10 protein-coding genes and 1 pseudogene are annotated in these 17,578 nt (G+C 68.4%); 7 read left to right on the top strand and 4 right to left on the bottom strand.

What is annotated here, in order from left to right; all coding sequences use genetic code 11:
- Window positions 1-6,249, bottom strand: a complete 6,249-nt coding sequence (locus AB0L71_RS20480) for a DNRLRE domain-containing protein (protein WP_365244651.1) — start codon at window positions 6,247-6,249, stop codon at window positions 1-3.
- A 518-nt stretch (window positions 6,250-6,767) separates the two neighbouring features.
- Between AB0L71_RS20480 and AB0L71_RS20475 the strand changes: the two genes are divergently transcribed.
- The 5 genes and pseudogenes from AB0L71_RS20475 to AB0L71_RS20455 all read left to right on the top strand — a co-directional run bounded on the left by AB0L71_RS20475 (window position 6,768) and on the right by AB0L71_RS20455 (window position 9,941).
- The gene (locus AB0L71_RS20475; RefSeq protein ID WP_365244648.1) at window positions 6,768-7,229 is read left to right on the top strand and encodes a MerR family transcriptional regulator; all 462 of its coding nucleotides are present in this window, start codon (window positions 6,768-6,770) and stop codon (window positions 7,227-7,229) included.
- Complete coding sequence (locus AB0L71_RS20470; protein WP_365244645.1) at window positions 7,229-8,245, top strand: aldo/keto reductase; 1,017 nt, start codon at window positions 7,229-7,231, stop codon at window positions 8,243-8,245. Before AB0L71_RS20475 ends, AB0L71_RS20470 begins: the two co-directional genes overlap by 1 nt.
- Before the next feature lie 56 nt (window positions 8,246-8,301).
- A pseudogene (locus tag AB0L71_RS20465) lies at window positions 8,302-8,451 on the top strand (IS110 family transposase); the annotation flags it as partial.
- A gap of 423 nt (window positions 8,452-8,874) precedes the next feature.
- Window positions 8,875-9,564: a hypothetical protein gene (locus tag AB0L71_RS20460; RefSeq protein ID WP_365244891.1), complete on the top strand. Its 690-nt coding sequence runs from the start codon at window positions 8,875-8,877 to the stop codon at window positions 9,562-9,564.
- Window positions 9,465-9,941 carry a pentapeptide repeat-containing protein gene (locus AB0L71_RS20455; protein ID WP_365244882.1) on the top strand — a complete coding sequence of 159 codons (477 nt, stop codon included), beginning with the start codon at window positions 9,465-9,467 and terminating at the stop codon, window positions 9,939-9,941. Before AB0L71_RS20460 ends, AB0L71_RS20455 begins: the two co-directional genes overlap by 100 nt.
- Window positions 9,942-10,129: 188 nt before the next feature.
- On the opposite strand, the gene AB0L71_RS20450 is transcribed toward AB0L71_RS20455, so the two are convergent.
- Together AB0L71_RS20450 and AB0L71_RS20445 are read right to left on the bottom strand one after the other, a co-directional pair.
- The gene (locus AB0L71_RS20450; protein ID WP_365244642.1) at window positions 10,130-11,341 is read right to left on the bottom strand and encodes an alpha/beta hydrolase; all 1,212 of its coding nucleotides are present in this window, start codon (window positions 11,339-11,341) and stop codon (window positions 10,130-10,132) included.
- A 233-nt stretch (window positions 11,342-11,574) separates the two neighbouring features.
- Window positions 11,575-12,273 (bottom strand): TetR family transcriptional regulator, encoded by a 699-nt coding sequence (locus tag AB0L71_RS20445; protein ID WP_365244879.1) that lies wholly within the window; start codon window positions 12,271-12,273, stop codon window positions 11,575-11,577.
- 153 nt (window positions 12,274-12,426) lie between these two features.
- On the opposite strand from AB0L71_RS20445, the gene AB0L71_RS20440 reads away from it, so the two are divergent.
- Together AB0L71_RS20440 and AB0L71_RS20435 are read left to right on the top strand one after the other, a co-directional pair.
- Complete coding sequence (locus AB0L71_RS20440; protein ID WP_365244639.1) at window positions 12,427-14,037, top strand: MFS transporter; 1,611 nt, start codon at window positions 12,427-12,429, stop codon at window positions 14,035-14,037.
- 209 nt (window positions 14,038-14,246) lie between these two features.
- Window positions 14,247-14,663, top strand: coding sequence for a peptidase inhibitor family I36 protein (locus AB0L71_RS20435; RefSeq protein WP_365244876.1), 417 nt, complete (start codon window positions 14,247-14,249; stop codon window positions 14,661-14,663).
- A 122-nt stretch (window positions 14,664-14,785) separates the two neighbouring features.
- On the opposite strand, the gene aceE is transcribed toward AB0L71_RS20435, so the two are convergent.
- Window positions 14,786-17,518, bottom strand: a complete 2,733-nt coding sequence (gene aceE / locus AB0L71_RS20430) for a pyruvate dehydrogenase (acetyl-transferring), homodimeric type (protein ID WP_365244636.1) — start codon at window positions 17,516-17,518, stop codon at window positions 14,786-14,788.
- Window positions 17,519-17,578 lie beyond the last annotated feature (60 nt).

Here is a 17,578-nt window from a genome sequence, read left to right as displayed (position 1 = left end):
TCAGCACTGGAGGTAGCCTCCCGATTTCCAATTCGCCTTTCTCTCCCACCTGTTACGACAGGGGTTCGATCCTGCACGCAGGTATCGGATGCCGAATCCTAGACCGTATCGAATCCATTGAGACCTGTGTTTCTTCTCATGGCTGATTCGTGCACGGGTGACGAAATCGTGGTTATTGGAGGTGAAGTAGGTGGTACCTAGGGTTGTGCCACCGCGGGCGTGAAGTCCCACTCCGCCTTGGCACACTCTCATGCCGTATCGGTTTCGGCACTTGTAGCCCGCGAAGCGGCTGGCTCCTGCGAGTCCATAGCCGAGACCCCGCGCCCCCCAACTGCGCACCTTCCTGTATCGCCAGAACTTCCACGTCCACCGCTTGCCGTCGAGGTCGAACTGGTTGATGGGGTCGGCAGGGTATGAGTATGCGTTGGCACTCCCTCCGTAGAAGGGGTCGATGCTGAGGAATCGGCCGGTCTGGGGGTTGTAGAGGCGGACGCCCATGAGGGTCATGCCGGTGGGGGTTTCGGTGGAGCGTTGTTTGGCGCCGAGCCAGTTGTAGCGGGTGGCGGGCTGGTCGGCGCGGGGGTTGCCGTATTCGTCGCTGTCCAGGGCTGTGGGGGCCTGGGTGGTGTCGAGGGGCAGGTTCAGGGCGATGTCGCCGTGGATGGTGGTCAGTTGGAGGGTGGTGTTGTCGGTCTTGCCGGTGGTGGCGGCGAGGTCGCCGGCGAGGCTTTCGATGTTCCGGGTGATGAGTGCTCCGGCGGTGTCGGCCTCGGTGATCCAGCGGGGGTTGTCGCTGTCGCTGTCGTAGTGGTTGGTCTTGACCGCGCTGGTGGTCCAGGTGTCATCGAGGTAGTCCTCGATGGTGGTGGAGCCGAGGCGGCCGGCCGCGTCCAGTGTCCAGGTCTGGCGCTGGGTGTCGGTGGCCTGACGGCGAACTAGGTCGTTGACGTGGTAGTCGACGGTGGCTCCGGGCAGGGCGGTGGTGCGGCCGAAGGCGTCGTAGACGTAGCCGGTGGCGATCAGCCGGTCGGCGCTGTCGAACGTGCTGCTCGCCGCCGGGGTGGTGGCGGTCGGGCAGGCTTCGGTGGCCGCTCCCGCGGTGCTGGAGGAGCCGGTGCGGTTGGTGCGCTGGTCGAACCGGTAGGACCGGGTGGTGCACACGTCGCCGACGGTGTCGTTGACGGCGGTCAGGCGGCCGGTGTTGTCGTAGGCGTAGGTCTGGTCGGACCAGCCGGAGTGGTTGGCGACCTGGCCGTGGATGGTCTCGGTGACGGTGTCGCCGTAGACCAGGAGGCCGTCGCTGTTGCGGGTGTATTCCCGGGACAGGTCTGCGCCGGTCGGGTCGTCCTTGACGGTGAGGGTGTAGCCGCCGGGCAGGCCTTCCTTGTCCACGCCGCCGTCTGCGTCGTAGGTGGCGGTGAAGTCGCCGGCGACGGAGTCGGTGATCTTGGTGGCCAGGCCGCGGGGTTCGGCGGTGTGGTTGTAGGTGTAGGTGGTGGTGGTCGGGATGCTGTCGCTGACCGTCACGGGCCGGTCGTACCGGTCGTAGGTCGTGGTGGTCGTGCCGGATGCGCCGTCGTTGTAGGAGATCTGACGCCCGAGGGTGTCGTATCCCTTGGTGATGGTGGCGGCGCTGGTGACGGTGCGGACGGCCTGGCCGGTGGCCGGGTCGTACTCCGTCGTGACCGGCAGCACTGCTTCGCCGAGGCCGCCGGTGACGGTGACCGTGGTCGGGCGGCCGGAGGCGTCGTAGGAGTTGGTGGTGGTGAGGGTGACGCTGTTGGCGGTCTCGGTGACCTTGGCCGGGTTGCCCCACCAGTCGTACTCGGTGGTGGTGGTCGCCAGGCCGGTGGGGTTGGTGCCGCCGCCGGTGATGGCGCCGCCGGGGCCGGTGGTGCAGACCTGGTCGGCCCACTCCGGGCGGCCGGCGCAGGTGCCGGTTCCGGTGGCGGTGTAGTAGGTGGTCACGCGGGTTGCGGCGTCGGTGCCGGTGGCGCCGGGCAGCAGTTCCTTGGTGACGCGTCCCTGGGTGTCGTACTGGGTGCTGGTGGTGATGTTCAGGCTGCCCGGGTCCTTGATGGTGCTGGTGGGCAGGCCCTTGACCCAGTCGTACTGGGTGGTGGTGGTGCGGGTGTGGGTGAAGAGGGCCGGGGCGTCCAGGAGTTGGGCGCCGGTGGTGGTCTTGGTGACCTGGTTCTCCACGGTGGCGGTGCCGTCGGTGGGCCGGCCGGTGTCGTACTCGTTGACCGTGCGCGACCGGGCCGGGGCTATGTCGCCCTTGGCGAAGAGAGTGTCGGTGCCGGAGGTGACCGGCTCGGTGATCTCCACCAGGTGCAGCGGCCCGACTTCCTCCAGTTCCTGGGTGCCCGCGGCGTTGTAGGTGCTGCGGGTGGAGAGGAGTTCGGCGCGGGCGGCGGAGTCCTGTTCGGTGATGCCCAGGTCCGTCAGGGTGGCCTGCGCGTCGTTGGTGACGCCCAGGGCGGTCTGGCGATTGCCGGCGGTCAGTTCACGGACGGTGTTGCCGAAGCGGTCGTACTCGGTGGTGGTGATGTTGCCGCCGGGGGTGGCGGTGTTGACCTCGCGGCCGGAGGCGTCGGTGTAGGTCACCGTGGCCCGGGCGTAGACGGCGGCCGACAGGTCGGCGCCGTTGTGCGAGGCGGGGACGTCCTCACCGTGCGGGAGCACGGCGGTGGCGTCGGTGGGTGCGTCGGTCTGGCCCCAGGTGGCAACGGTGGCGCGGGCCATGTCGTTGGGGGCCTTGGTGCCGGTCAGCGGCACGTTGTAGATGACGCTGGTGGCGGCTTCGCCGTTGACGGTGTCGGTGGTGCCTGCGGCGAGGGTGTCGCGGCGGGCCTTGATGAGCATGCCGTCGCCTGCGTAGAGCGGGTCGCCGGTGGAGGCGTAGTCGAGCTTCCAGGACTTCTGCCCCGGGATCTTGTAGGTGGTGACGCGGCCGGCACTGTCGTAGACGTAGCCCTGCGTCAGGACCGGGCTGATCTGTGGGTCGTAGGTGTTGCGCAGGGTGCCGTCGGCGCCGTACTCGTACTTCCGCACCGTCTTCGACGTCGCCGCCGAGGCACCGGGAGCGGTGGACCAGGCACGGATCTCCTTGACCTGGCCCGCGTAGTCACCGGCCGCGTCCGCGGTAGCGGTCGTGGTGGTGGCGTAGACGAACTCCAGGGACCGGCATCCGGCAGTCGCCGGGGTGGCCGCACAGGTCGTCGCGGACGCGGCGGTCGTGGGGGCGATGATCCGCTTGGGCCGCACCAGGCTGGTACCGCTCACGGCCTCGGAGACGACCGTGGTGGTGGAGTTGGTCTGGCCGATGATGCTGGAGGTGGAGACGGGCCAGGTTCCGGTGGTGGAGTTGCGGGCGAAGACGGTCTCGGTTCCCTCGTCGGTGTCCTTCAGCACCAGGTTGCCGGTGACCGCACCGGTCAGGGTGAGGGTCTCGGCCCCGGGCTCGGGGATCCAGGTGCTGCCCTTGGCGGTGAAGCCGATCTCGTCGCCGTCCACCGTGACGACCGACAGGGCGGTGTCCTTGCCCGCGACCGTGCGCTTGACGTGCGACCAGGACGAGTCGGTGAGCTCGGCAACGGTGCCCGAGGTCCACTGCGGACCGAAGATCGCCGCCTGCCCGTCCTGCTTGGCCCCGGCATCAGGGGCCCGGGAGGAGGCGGTGCGGGTCACGGAGAGCCCGAAGAGGGAGACGTCGGTCTCGGCGAGGGTGAAGTCACCGGTCAGCAGGTTCACCGCACCCGGGCCGACCTCCTCGGACGGCGCGGTGCCGGCCTTGCGGTCCACCGTCACGTTCGACACCGTCGAGTAAGCGGTGCTGGTGCCGTTGGTGAAGGCGGCACGGACCTGGATCGGCCCGTCCTCGGCAACGGTCTTGACGATGTCCCAGTTCAGGTCCGCCGGGACACCATCGGTCGTCGCGAGCGGCCAGGCGGCCACGGTGGAGCTGTCGGATACCTTGCTGACGTGCGCGAGCGGAACGTTCACCCACGTGTCGTCGTCGGTGCGGCGCCATTGGTAGGTCACACCGGTGTAGTCCGGCTTGCCCTTGCCCGTCAGCGTGGTGCGCCGGGCGGGACGGTCGCCGTCCCCGGGGGTGAACAGGGCCGCTCCGTCACCGACGCCGAAGGAGTAGGCGGTGGTGGCGGTGGAGATGTTGCCGCCGGAGTCGATGGTGCGGGCATACAGGGTGTGCCAGCCGTCAGCGGGGTTGATGGTGATCGTCAGCGGGTCGCCGCCGGTGCCATCGAGGGTGTCGTAGACCTTGTTCGGCACGGCCGCATCGTCCAGGCCCCACTGGTAACCCTGGCCGTCGGTGGAGGACGTGTCCAGGGTGCAGGTCGCACCGGTGGACGACTTCGACGACCAGGTGTCCTTGGCATAGGCGTCACAGGTGATGCTCGGCGCCGCCGGCTTGGCGGTGTTCATCACGAAGACGGTGTAGCCGCTCCAGGAGCCGTAGATGCTGCCGTCGTAGCCGCGCACCCGGTAGCGCAGGTGCGACCCGGCCGGGAAGGCGCTGGCAGACGGAATCGTCAGCTTCGCGGTGCCACCGGAGGCGACTCCGGCTGTGGTGCCGGTGTAGGAGTAGGTACCGGCGTCCGTGTAGGCGGGGTCGGGGGTGACCTCGAACTGCGCCTTGACCGTTCCGGCCTCGGGGTCGGTGACCTTCGCCGACAGCTGCGGCGTCAGCGAGGTGACATACCGCCTCTTGTTGTAGGCATTGACCTGCGACGGCGAGATCGCGCCCGCGGTCGGAACCGCCGGCGGCGAGTTGTACGTCACCGACAGGTACGGGGTGTTGGAGGCGGCGTTGCCGGAGTAGAACCGCTTCCAGCCATACGGGTCGCTCTCGTCCTTCGCCCGGATGCCGGCGTTGTGCGAGGTGGCAGTGTGGTCCGCCCAGACCTGCGCCATGGAGGTGACGTCCGCGGACACCCAGCCGGCCGAGCAGCCCGAGGCGCCCTTGGTCGAGGTGCTGGTTGCGAACTTCGCGATCCAGGAAGGCTGTGAATCCCAGCGACTCGCGGTGGTCACCGTGCCGGACCGCCACACCTCCCAACTGCCCGAGCCGGAGCTGCTGCAGGCCCAGGAGTGGTAGTTGTACAGATTCAGCTTCGCCGACAGGATCGTCTTGCCCTGGATCGCACCGGTCTGGAACTGTAGGAACGACCGCGCGACCTGGTCGGAGCCGTTGTTGCCGAGCTTGAGGTCCGTCGAGGCGGACTGATCGGTGGTGTAGCCCTGCTGAACGAACGCGTCGAAGTTCGCCCCGAGGGAGACCGCAGGGTCGACCGTGACCGGGAACTTCGTGTCCGGGTCGGCGAGGAAGTCAGCGTCCGGGGTGACGGTCAGGTCGACCTCGTCACCTTTCTGCGCGACCTTCATCCCGACCGGCGCAGTACGGGTGTGCTCGCCGGAGCGCTCGTCGACGCTCGCGTCCCACATCACCGGGGCGGGCAGCAGACCGACCTGCTTGCCGGTGTCCGGGTCGAGGAACGACACCGAACTGTCCTCGTTCGCCCGGGCCTTGAGACCACCGGCGTTCAAGGACATCGTCACGCTGCCGCTCGCGTCGACCGACGAGCGGTCCTTGAGCTCCAGGAACTGCTCGAAGCCGGTCTTCGTCGTCTCGACGATCAGGTCGGTACCGGGCAGTGCATCGACATAGCGGGCCCGGTTGTCCTTCAACTTCGGCTGGGGCAACACACCCCGCCACGACAACGTCATCAACTGACCGTCGGTGTCCTTCAAGGACACCAGCGGGCTGGCGGGCACCTGAGGTTCGCCCGGGTCCCCGGCCTCGCGTATCTCGGCGGCCTCCTTCGCAGGAGTGGCCCCGGCCAACTCCACATCCAGAGGATGGGCCTTGGCCCGCACATCCCCGTCGGACGTCTCCACCAGATCGACATCGATGTCCTTCCAGACACCGCCCTCCTCGAACCGCACCGGCGCAGTCGCCGCCTCGCGGGTCGTAGTGCCGTCCGGGTTGATGAAGACACTGTCGGCCTCGGTGCGCTCATCCAGCACCTCGATCCGCCGGTCCTGCAGCCGCGCCATCACCGACGCCGACAGCGCATCCGCTGCCTCGGCCGGACCGGTCGGCTCCGACTTGACGACCGGCGTTGCGGCAACAGCGGTAGCAGAGGCCGGGAGGGCAATAGCCTGCCCAGTCGTGGAAACCGCCAAAGCAGTCTCGGCGGCCAGGACCCCCACAGCCAGCCACGCCACGCGACGCAGCCTTCTCGCAGAGGGTAGTGACGAGCGTTCCAGCCCGTCGGGTACCTGTCTTGGCTTCACAGCACACCTCTTCACGCTTGTGATCAAAACGTGTGCCATTTATGCAGTGGTCAAAAGAGATAGAGCCCGCAATGAGACGCAATCAGCGACCAACCCACCGGGATTCGTTATGGGAAATTAGCCATTCCGCTTAACTCTGCTTAACGTCTCGCCTAGTGGCGGCCGCCCCAGCCCCACTCTCAGCGAACTACCGGCGCCCGCTGTCCACGCCCATGCTGCACGCGACGGCCACCACCAGGATCACGAGCAGGAGCCGAGTAGCAGCACCTACAACGCGGTGCGGTGAAGGGTGCGGCGGCCGCTGCACAGGGCAGTCGAGCGCGGCCGCGGCGGCGCGGGCGGCTATGTCGTCACTGCCTCATCCGTGGCTGTCCTCGCAGGGCCACCGCCGAAACTAGCCCCTGGTTGTGCTTGCTTCGAGTGCACTCCAAGGTTCTAGCGTGGAGGCCATGACGGTGATGGAGAGCACTTCCGCGCAGACCGACGCATGCGCCTCGGCCCCCGATCCGCATCCGCGCCCCGACGGCCAGGACCGTTACACCATCAGCGAGGTCGTCGCCTTCACCGGGCTCACCGCGCACACCCTGCGCTGGTACGAGCGGATCGGGCTGATGCCGCACATCGACCGCTCGCACACCGGCCAGCGCCGGTTCACCAACCGCGACCTGGACTGGCTGGCGTTCGTCGGCAAGCTGCGGCTGACCGGAATGCCGGTCGCCGACATGGTCCGGTACGCGGAACTGGTGCGCGAGGGCGAGCACACCGTGGAGGAGCGGCAGGAACTGCTGGAGTCGACCCGGCGTGACGTCAGGGCGCGGATCGCGGAGCTCCAGGACACCCTCGCCGTCCTCGATCACAAGATCAGCTTCTATGCGGGTGCCCGTCGGGCGCCGGAAAGGCCATGTGCCTGATGACTGACAACAAGATCGCTACCGTGGAGCTCGGCAGCGGTGGCCCGCAGGTCGGGGTGCAAGGACTCGGCTGCATGGGCATGAGCGAGTTCTACGGTGAGACGGATGATGCCGCGGCCCGCGAGACGCTGGAGACGGCGCTGGCGGCGGGCGTCACCCTCTTCGACACCGCCGACGTCTACGGGATGGGCGCCAACGAGACCTTCCTCGCCCCGTTCGTCGCGGCGCACCGGGACGAGATCACCCTTGCCACGAAGTTCGGTGTCGTCCGGAAGGACGACGACCCGCACTACCGGGGCGTGAGCAACGACCCCGCGTACATCCGGCAGGCAGTCGAGGGCAGCCTGCGCCGCCTGAACACCGATGTCATCGACCTCTACTACATGCACCGCCGCGACCCGGCCGTCCCGCTGTCCGAGTCCGTCGGCGCGATGGCCGAACTGGTCCAGCAGGGCAAGGTCAAGCACCTCGGGCTGAGCGAGGTGACCGGCGCGGAGCTGCGCGAGGCGTACGCCGTGCATCCGATCGCCGCCCTCCAGTCGGAGTGGTCGCTCTTCAGCCGGGACGTGGAGCGCAGCGCCGTGCCCGCCGCCGCCGAGCTCGGGGTGACCCTCGTGCCGTACTCGCCGCTCGGCCGGGGCTTTCTGACCGGGGCGTTCACGGACGCGGCCAAGGACCTCTCGGAGGGCGACAACCGCACGTTCCAGCCCCGGTTCACCGGCGACAACGCGAAGACGAACGTCGCCCTGCTGGAGCCCGTCCACAAGATCGCCGCGGCGCGCGGTGTGTCGGCCGCACAGGTGGCGCTCGCCTGGGTGCAGCAGCGTGCCCAGGTGCACGGCCTGCCGGTGGTGCCGATCCCAGGCACCCGCAAGAGCAGCCGGCTGCTGGAGAACGTGGCCGCCACCCGACTCACGCTGAGCGCCGAGGAGTTGGCGTTGCTGGAGCCGATCGCGGGGCAGGTGGCGGGGGACCGCTACCCGGACATGAGCGCGACGGCCACGGTGCGCGAGTAGGCGAATCCGGGGCGGGTGGCCCACCAGCCCTTCTTTGTGGCTCCGCAAGGGAGTCTCCGGCCTCTCGGGCCTCCTACGACAAGAAGATCGCCCAGGACAAGCGCCACACCCAGGCACTGCTCTGCCTCGCCCTACGCCGGGCCGGCGTCCTCTTAGCCCTGCTCCACGACGGCACCTTCTACGAACCGCGCCCGACCAGAGCCTGACCGCCCGCTCTGTCAGGCGTCACCGCGGAGAGGAAGTGTGGTCCGCCTCCAGAGCAGCCAGCAATCCGCGAAGCGCCGGTCCCGCGAGGTTCCCGCAACCAGCTCGCTCAGCGCATCTGCCTTGGTCTTGAAGCCGTCTCCATGAGAAGAACTCCACACCCCACGCACCGAGCCTCACCGAATCCACTCGTCCAGCCGCAGGCTGTGGGGCCCCCACGGATTGACCGCCACGATCCCCTCAAGGGCGAATTCAAGCCGGACTCCACCGACTTGGAGGCGTGGGTCAAAGGGCTGGTGTGACCGGTTCTCGGGGCACTCAGCCTGGTCGTGGGCGGCTGTCCAGAGACTAGATCATCTGTCAGCGCTCGCATGGATGCGGGCGAACCGATCCGTCGGAGACATGACGTCGACATGATGTCTGGCATGAAGTTGATGAGGAGGCTCGGGGGCGTTCTGGTCCTCAGCGCTGCAGTTCTTGGCTATGCGCTGCTGTTATGGCGTGGCCCCTGGTGGTTGGACGGAAGCCATCTGCGCACGCGGGACCTCGAGCCGGCAGACGGCGTGGTGATCACCGGCTTCCGCACCACGCTGGCTGCCCTGGGGGCCGGTGGCCTAGCAGCGGTCGGTCTGTACTACACGCACCGAACGCTGCAGCACACGCGGGACAAGGACCGAGTGCAAGCCGAGATCGAACGCGAAGGGCAGGTCACCGATCGCTACGTGGAGGCAATCAAACTGCTGGGTTCCGACAACCGCACCGAACGACTCGGGGGGATCTATGCCCTGCAGCGCATCATGCACGACTCCGCGAAGGACCACGCAACGATCGTGAGCGTCCTTGCCGCGTACATACGGACCTACCAGGTCGCGGCGGATGACCAACCGACGGACTCTGCGAACGCAAGCGAGGATCCCCCGTCGGTGCTCCTGTCCGAGGACGTGAGAGCGGCATTGTCGGTGATCGCCAGACGGCCAAAAGAAATCTGTCCGATGAATGGGTCGATTTGCGCAACATGGATTTCCGGGGCGGTGATCTGCGTGAGGCAGATCTGCGGGCCGCGGACTTGCGGGAGGCTAGGTTCGAAGGAACTAGCCTTCGCGGCGCCGTGTTGAGCATGGCGGACCTTCGCGGGGCAAATCTCCGCTTCGCCGACCTGAAAGGTGCGGATCTGCGTGGCGCGGATCTGAGGGGCGCAGACCTCCAGGTCGCAGACTTGGAGGCGGCTGATCTTCGAAACGCCAAGCTCAGCGGTGCCGTGCTCCGTGGGGCAAGCTTCCTGTACACGGACCTGAGCGATGCGGAACTTCTGCGCGCGGACTTGAGGGAGGCAGACCTTGCCGTGACCAACAGGCAGTCCCAGCATGGGTATCTGGAACCGAATCAAGTCGTCAAAGCGCGAATCTACCGGTCGACAAGACTGCCAGCAGCAGTGGCCGGGAAGGCCGAGGTCCTGAACCGTATCGTGATTTGCGAGGCGGGCAATGGGTGATCGCAGTGCGATTCTGATCGTGGGCGATGTCTGCCTGAGGTGGGTGCCGGTGCCGGTGCCGGTGGCGGGGTTCAGGGTTCCGTCGGCGACCTGACTGGCGACCCAGGAGCCCCTCGCCCACGGACCGTTACCTGCCCGCTCGTCCCCCTCGGTGCGAGCCCCGGCGCGTACGCCCGCCCTCCGTCCGGTCAGACGCCCCGGTCGCCGGTGACCCCGTCGCGGCAGGTGCGGTCGGAGGACGCGCACCTCACCGAGGTGTACGCACCCACGCCGATCGCGGCGAAATTGCCGAGGCTCGCGGTGCCCGGCTCGAAATAGCCGCTGTGCCCGACCGCGTCGCCCGCCGAGACGATGCGTGCGCCGAAGGCCGGGTCGACCGGATCCGCACCGTGTCCGAAGCCGCCGAGCTCCAGGTTCGGTACGTCCTTGATCCAGTCGTCCTGGTCCCGCGTCGCCCACACCCGGGCTTCGGTGTGCAGCTGTGCGGCGTTCTCCACCCGCATGCCGGGGCTGCCCGCGACCGCGATGTCGGTGACCCTGGCGGGCAGTTGGTGCGCGCCGACACCGCACAGCACCGAACCGTAGCTGTGGCAGAACAGCGAGACAGGGGCGTTCCCGGGCAGCGCCCTCATCAGCGCGTTCAGCCGTACCGCCCCGCGCGCGGCGAGGTTGCCCAGTGCCGCGTCCATGCCGATTCCGACGGGCGTGGTGTAGTCGGCCCAGGCGATGACGGCGGTACGGGTGCCGGGGCGTGTGGCGCGCTCCGCCGCGTACAGCGACTTCGCCATGCCGACCGGGGCGGCGTTCACCTTGGGGGCGTCCCGCTCCAGCGTCAGCAGGTTGGTGTCGACGCCGGGAACGATCACCGAGATCCGCTCGGCCCGGTCAAGATCACCGAACACCTCGGCGGCGCGGCCCTTTCCGGACGGATCGAAGGCCAGGACCTGACGTCCCTGGGTGAGCATCGAACTGAAGCGGGTCATCCGGCGGAGCGCCTCGGCACGACCGTCGGGGGAGAGCCTGGCGTCGTGCAGGCGCCGGCGCTCGACCTCCTTCGCCTGCACCAGGGCCCGCCGGTTGGCGCGGTAGCGCAGGGTGACCGGGGCGCCGTTCGTATTGCCCACGACCAAGGGGTACTTGTCGGCCAGGGTGGTGCGTTGCGCGGCCGTGAGCGTGGCGAAGAACGCGGCCATGCGGTGCGGTGGCGCGTCGGCGTCCGGCAGTGCACGCCCTGCCACATGGCCGCGTGCCCAGGAGGCGAGCGCGAGGGCGCGCGGTTCGTCGGAGCGCTGGTGACGTACGGCGGTCCAGCCGGTGGTCGCCAGCATCACGAACACCACCGCGACGGCGAGCAACGCGCGCCATGCGCTGAGCGTGGGGGAGGAGTCGAAGGAAGTCACTCCCGCCCACATTAGGAGACGCGCACGGGCAGCCGTGAAGAGGGTGACACACATCACCCGACTGTCCGGAATTCAACGCCGGTTATTTCGCGCTGTGTTGGTGCGCGTCGCGCACGTCGGTGCGCGCGATACCTCCCGGAGCGTCGCATATGGCCGTCGGGACAAGGCTGTTGTGCGTTCGGTCCGGACGCGCTGATGGGGAACGCGATTCGTCGAACGGAGTTTCCATGGTGCTACCCCTGTTCGGTGTCGACCCCCGCGCGCCAGTTCCCGGCCAGTGCCGGCCCGAGCTGGTCCAGGTGCGCCTCGGTCATCGCCCGCAGCGAGTCCATGCTGGAGTCCTGCCCCCGCGCCCAGAGCTTCTCGGTCACCCGTATCACTCCGGAGAACGCCGCCACGGCGACCCTCGGCCGGGGGTCCGTCTCCATGTCGAGCCCCTCGCGCTCGGCGATCAGCAGCGCGACCTGGTTCTCCAGCTCCGCGCTGCGCCGCAGGTGGGCGGCGAGCAGCGACGGCGTCGACTCGATCATCCGATAGGTACGCAGGTGGAGTTCGACCGGGACGGCCGCCTCGATCGCCTCACTGATGCTGTTCCATGTGCAGAAGACCGCTCCGCGCAGCGCTTCGAACGGGGTCTCGGCGGCGGGGCGGCGGCGCAGCTCCAGGAGGAAGTGCGACTCCACTATTTCCTGGATCGCGAGGGCGGCCGCCTCCTTGCCGGCGAAGTAGCGGAAGAAGGTGCGCTGGGAGACCTCGACGGCGTCGACGATCTCGTCGACGGTCGTCTCCTCGTACCCCTGGGTGGTGAAGAGATCGAGAGCGGTGTGCAGCAGGGCGTCCCGGGTGCGCCGTTTCTTCCGTTCCCGCAGACCCGCCGGACGACCGGGTGGTCCCGCCGGATGATCGTGCGCTCCCGCCGGACGTCCACACACCCCGATCGGATGCGGGACCCGCTGCCCCTGGGTCACTGAAAAGGTCCTCTTTCTCCGGCTTTACGCAGCTCAGCGTACCTGTGAGCTACATGACAGTTACTGACTTGTGAATAGGTTTGTCAACTGTCAGCGGCTGACACTAGTGTCCCCCGCATGACTAGTCAGACCACCGTCGACAAGGCGTCGCAGGAGCCCCAGGGCAAGGGGCTCCCCGCTCCCGCCAAGGGACTGCGCGGCCACCCCTGGTTGACGCTCTTCTCCGTGGCCATCGGCGTGATGATGGTCGCGCTCGACGGCACGATCGTCGCGATCGCCAACCCCGCCATCCAGAAGGACCTCGGTGCCTCGCTCGCCGACGTCCAGTGGATCACCAACGGCTACATGCTGGCCCTCGCGGTCTCCCTGATCACCGCGGGCAAGCTCGGTGACCGGTTCGGTCACCGCCAGACCTTCCTCATCGGTGTCGTGGGCTTCGCCGCGGCATCGGGGGCCATCGGCCTCTCCGACAGCGTTGCCCTGGTGATCGCGTTCCGGGTGCTCCAGGGCCTCTTCGGCGCGCTGCTGATGCCCGCCGCGCTCGGCCTGCTGCGCGCCACCTTCCCGGCCGAGAAGCTGAACATGGCGATCGGCATCTGGGGCATGGTGATCGGTGCCTCGACCGCGGGCGGACCGATTCTCGGTGGTGTGCTCGTCGAGCACATCAGCTGGCAGTCGGTCTTCTACATCAACGTCCCGGTCGGTGTGGTCGCGCTCGTGCTGGGCCTGGTGATCCTCAAGGACCACCGCGCCGAGAACGCGCCGCGCTCCTTCGACATCGGCGGCATCGTGCTGCTGTCGCAGGCGATGTTCTGCCTGATCTGGGCACTCATCAAGGGCTCCGAGTGGGGCTGGGGCGACTACAAGACGCTCGGCTTCCTGGGCGGGGCCGTGGTCCTGTTCGTGGTCTTCGCCTTCTCCCAGAAGAACGTCAGGGAGCCGCTGATCCCGCTCGCGATGTTCCGGTCCGTACCCCTGTCCGCGGGCACGGTCCTGATGGTGCTGATGGCCTTCGCCTTCATGGGCGGGCTGTTCTTCGTCACGTTCTACCTCCAGAACGTGCACGGGCTGAGTGCCGTCGACAGCGGTCTGCACATGCTGCCGCTGACCGGGATGATGATCGTCGCCTCGCCGCTCGCGGGCGCCCTGATCACCAAGTTCGGCCCGCGGGTCCCGCTGGTCGGCGGCATGGTGTGCACGGCGGTCGCCATGTTCGGCATGTCCCAGCTGGACGCCGGCACCGGCACGCTGACCATGTCGATCTGGTTCGGCCTGCTCGGCCTCGGCCTCGCCCCGGTGATGGTCGGCGCCACGGAGGTCATCGTGGGCAACGCCCCGCTGGAGCTCTCCGGTGTCGCGGGCGGCCTGCAGCAGGCCGCCATGCAGGTCGGCGGCAGCCTCGGTACGGCGGTGCTGGGCGCGGTCATGGCCACCCGGGTCGACTCGCTGCTGGCCGACAACTGGAAGGACGCCCAGCTTCCGGAGCTCGCGCCGGAGCAGCTGGACGCCGCGTCCTCGGCCGTCGAGGTCGGTGTACCGCCGGTGGCCGACAACACTCCGCCGGAGGTCGCGGCGAAGATCGCGGACGTCGCCCATGACACGTTCGTGTCCGGCATGAGCACCGCGTTCATGGTGGCCGGCATCGTCGCGGCGGTCGCCGCACTGGTCGCCACCCTCACCAAGCGCGGTGAGAACGCCGAGGCCGGCGCGGGCGTGGGCCACATCTGATCGCTCCCCGCGACGCCCTGGCGTCAACGCAGTACGCAATACAGCCCCGCCGGAACGTTCCGGCGGGGCTGTCGCCTATCTGGGTGGTGTGGAGCCGTGGCCCCTTCCCCGTACGCCGGCCGGCGGGTCAGGGTGCGGACAACTGATGCAGACGACCACGGGGGTCCATGCCCATGTCCATCTCCACGTCCATGCCCATGTCCAAGTCCATGCGTACGGCCGTTTTTGCCGCCGTCCTGGCCACCACCGCCCTGATCCCGCGGGCCGCGGCCCACTCCGCGCACTCGCGGGCCACGACTGGTTCCACGGCCCCGCAGGCCGCGGCCCGCTCCTCGTCCGCCGGCCTCGGGACGTGCGAGAGCGGCCAGCTCTGCCTCTGGGCGAAGCCGGACTTCACCGGCGCCCGGCAGACCCATGAACTCTCCACGATCGACATCGAGAGCTGTGTGCCGCTGACCGCGGGCAGCACGGCCCAGGCGCTCGTCAACCGCACCGGCCGGCCCGTCACCACCTATCAGTCGGCCGAGTGCGCCGAGACCGGCGAGTTCGAGACCTATCCGGGCGGCGGCACCTGGGTACCCCAGTCCCCGTACCAGGTCAGGGCCTTCAAGGTCTGGGAGAACTGACCGGCCGGGAGAACACGGCCGTCCAGGAGCACTGACCGGCCGTCCGGAAGCACGCGGCCGGATATGCCGAAGGGCGGCGGGATCAGAAGATCCCGCCGCCCTTCGGCTGTCGTCCGTCGTGCCTACGCGTCGCCGCCGGCCGCGCCCGGGTCGGCCGCGGTCACATCCAGCAGCTCGTACCGGTCGATCGCCGTCTTCAGCAGCGAACGGTCGATCCGGCCCTCCTTCGCGAGCTCGGTGAGCACCGCGAGGACGATCGACTGCGCGTCGATGTGGAAGAACCTGCGCGCCGCGCCACGGGTGTCGGCGAAGCCGAAACCGTCCGCACCCAGCGACTGGTACGCACCGGGCACCCAGCGCGCGATCTGGTCCGGTACGGACCGCATCCAGTCCGAGACCGCGACGAACGGGCCCTCGGCGCCGGAGAGCTTGCGCGTCACGTAGGGCACGCGCTGCTCCTCCTCCGGGTGCAGCAGGTTGTGCCGCTCCACCTCCACGGCCTCGCGGCGCAGTTCGTTCCACGAGGTCGCCGACCAGACGTCCGCCCGGACGTTCCACTCGTCGGCGAGGATGCGCTGGGCCTCCACCGCCCACGGGACCGCCACACCGGACGCCATGATCTGCGCCGGGATCTCGCCCCGGTCGGCGCTGCGGTAGCGGTACACGCCCTTGAGGATGCCCTCGACGTCCACGTTCTCGGGCTCGGCCGGGTGCTGGATCGGCTCGTTGTAGACGGTGAGGTAGTAGAAGACATCCTCACTGTTCTCGCCGTACATCCGGCGCAGACCGTCCTTGACGATGTGCGCGATCTCGTAGCTGAACGCCGGGTCGTACGCGACACAGGCCGGGTTGGTCGACGCGAGCAGCTGCGAGTGGCCGTCCGCGTGCTGGAGACCCTCACCGGTCAGCGTCGTACGGCCGGCGGTCGCACCCAGGACGAAGCCGCGCGCGAGCTGGTCGGCCATCTGCCAGAACTGGTCGCCGGTGCGCTGGAAACCGAACATCGAGTAGAAGACGTACACCGGGATCAGCGGCTCGCCATGCGTGGCGTACGCCGAGCCGGCGGCGATCAGGGACGCCGTGCAGCCGGCCTCGGAGATGCCGTCGTGCAGCATCTGGCCCGTCGGCGACTCCTTGTACGCCAGCAGCAGATCGCGGTCCACCGCCTCGTACTGCTGCCCCAGCGGGTTGTAGATCTTCGCGCTCGGGAAGAACGCGTCCATACCGAAGGTGCGGTACTCGTCGGGCGCGATCAGCACGAAGCGCTTGCCGATCTCCTTGTCCCGCATGAGGTCCTTCAGGATGCGGACGAACGCCATGGTCGTGGCGATCGACTGCTGCCCCGAGCCCTTCTTCGCGGTCGCGTACGTCTTGTCCTCGGGGAGCACCAGCGGCTTCGCACGCACCACACGGGTCGGGACGTAACCGCCCAGACTCTTGCGGCGGTCGTGCATGTACTGGATCTCCTCCGAGTCACGGCCCGGGTGGTAGTAGGGCGGGTAGCCCTCGTCCAGCTGCTTGTCCGAGATCGGGATGTGCAGCCGGTCGCGGAACCGCTTCAGGTCCTCGACCGTGAGCTTCTTCATCTGGTGGGTCGCGTTGCGGCCCTCGAAGTTCGGCCCCAGGGTCCAGCCCTTGACGGTCTGCGCGAGGATCACGGTCGGCTGGCCCTTGTGGGCCTTGGCCGCCGCGTAGGCCGCGTAGACCTTCTTGTGGTCGTGCCCGCCGCGGCCCAGGTGCAGGATCTGGTCGTCGGTCATGTCCTTGACCATGTCGCGCAGCCGCGGGTCGTCCCCGAAGAAGTGCTCACGGATGTACGCGCCGGACTCGGTGGCGTACGTCTGGAACTGGCCGTCCGGGGTGGTGTTGAGCTTGTTGACCAGGATGCCCGTGCGGTCCTGCGCCAGCAGCGGGTCCCAGGAGCGGTCCCAGACCAGCTTGATGACATTCCATCCGGCGCCGCGGAACTGCGACTCCAGCTCCTGGATGATCTTGCCGTTGCCGCGCACCGGGCCGTCGAGCCGCTGCAGGTTGCAGTTGACCACGAAGGTCAGGTTGTCCAGGCCCTCGCGGGCGGCGAGGGAGAGCTGGCCCAGCGACTCCGGCTCGTCCATCTCGCCGTCGCCCAGGTAGGCCCACACATGCGACTGGGAGGTGTCGGCGATGCCGCGCGCCTCCATGTAGCGGTTCATCCGGGCCTGGTAGATCGCGCCGAGCGGGCCGAGGCCCATCGAGACGGTCGGGAACTCCCAGAAGTCCGGCATCAGCCGCGGGTGCGGGTAGCTGGACAGACCGTTCGGCGCCTTCGACTTCTCCTGGCGGAAGGCGTCGAGCTGCGCCTCGCTCAGCCGGTCGAGCAGGAAGGCGCGGGCGTAGATGCCGGGGGAGGCGTGGCCCTGGAAGAAGATCTGGTCGCCGCCCAGGCCGTCGTCCTTGCCCCGGAAGAAGTGGTTGAAGCCCACGTCGTACAGCGAGGCCGAAGAGGCGAAGGTGGCGATGTGGCCGCCGACGCCGATCCCCGGGCGCTGGGCGCGCGAGACCATCACGGCCGCGTTCCAGCGGGTCGCGTTGAGGATCTTGCGCTCGGTCTCCTCGTCGCCGGGGAAGAACGGCTCGTCCTTCGTGGCGATCGTGTTCACGTAGTCCGTGCTGCGCATCTCCGGCACGGCGACGCGCTTCTCGCGCGCGCGTTCGATCAGTCGGAGCATCAGGTAACGGGCACGCTCACGGCCCCGCTCGTCGACGGCGGCATCGAGCGAGTCGAGCCACTCCTGAGTCTCTTCGGGATCGAAGTCCGGGACCTGGCTCGGCAGGCCGCCAATGATGATCGGGTTGCGATCGGATCCGGAAGCCACGCTGTTCCTTCGCTCTCGGGTGCTGCTCGACGGGGCCCGACGACGGGAGAACGGACCCCC

Origin of the sequence: Streptomyces sp. NPDC052052, from assembly GCF_040680455.1 — a bacterium.
In the GTDB taxonomy this organism is placed as follows: Bacteria; Actinomycetota; Actinomycetes; order Streptomycetales; family Streptomycetaceae; genus Streptomyces.
Note: the sequence above shows the minus strand (reverse complement) of the source record. Positions and strands in the feature narration are given on the sequence as shown.